The sequence below is a fragment of the Acidithiobacillus ferriphilus genome (assembly GCF_018854775.1).
In the GTDB taxonomy this organism is placed as follows: domain Bacteria; phylum Pseudomonadota; class Gammaproteobacteria; order Acidithiobacillales; family Acidithiobacillaceae; genus Acidithiobacillus; species Acidithiobacillus ferriphilus.
Genome location: NZ_JAAZTY010000218.1, coordinates 1 through 670, shown reverse-complemented (window position 1 = coordinate 670; position 670 = coordinate 1). Strand labels below are relative to the sequence as shown.

Genomic DNA, 670 nt, shown 5'->3' with positions numbered 1-670 from the left:
AATCCCGCCACCGCCGCTTCTACGCGAGCGGTCAGCGAGAATGTAGGCGAGGCCCACCAGACTGGCGATGGTAAAGTTCGCATAAGACACAAACATCATGGGCACATGCAGTTTCATCCAGAAGCTCTGCAATGCCGGAATGATAGGGGCTATGCGATTCATATGCTGGACAAACGTGAGCCAGAGCAGAAACACTGCAGCCACAGCCACCAACGGCATCACAAAAGCGCCTAGCGCTTTGGACTTGAAGCGGGATTCATAGTAGAGGTAGAAGAGGGAGGTGGCCGCACAAAATACCACCATCACCTCCCAAAGATTGGTCACCGGGACATGCCCCCAGTCGGGATGCCCGATGTAGGTTTCGCGCCAACGCACACCAAGGGCGATGAAACCCATGAGCACGCCAACCCAGGTCAGCCCCGTTGCCAGACGCCCCACCTTTTCCGAGAGGGTAAAGAAATTTATCAGGTAAGCCGCCGTGGCCGCCAAAAAAAACCCGACCATCCACATGACGCCGGCGTAACCCTGCAGCACGTAGCGCAAGATGACGTCGTTGGCGGGCGTTTGCCCAATGCTATATAGCCAGACACCCAACAACGCGGCACTCAGCACGGTCAGGAAGGCCACTTGAAAGGCGCGCCAATGGATGCCAACGGCAACGAGCGTGACA

General features: G+C 56.9%; 1 protein-coding gene. It reads right to left on the bottom strand.

What is annotated here, in order from left to right:
* On the bottom strand, positions 1-670 hold a 670-nt coding region (gene ccsA, locus HF921_RS12500), incomplete at both ends, for a cytochrome c biogenesis protein CcsA (protein WP_215893927.1).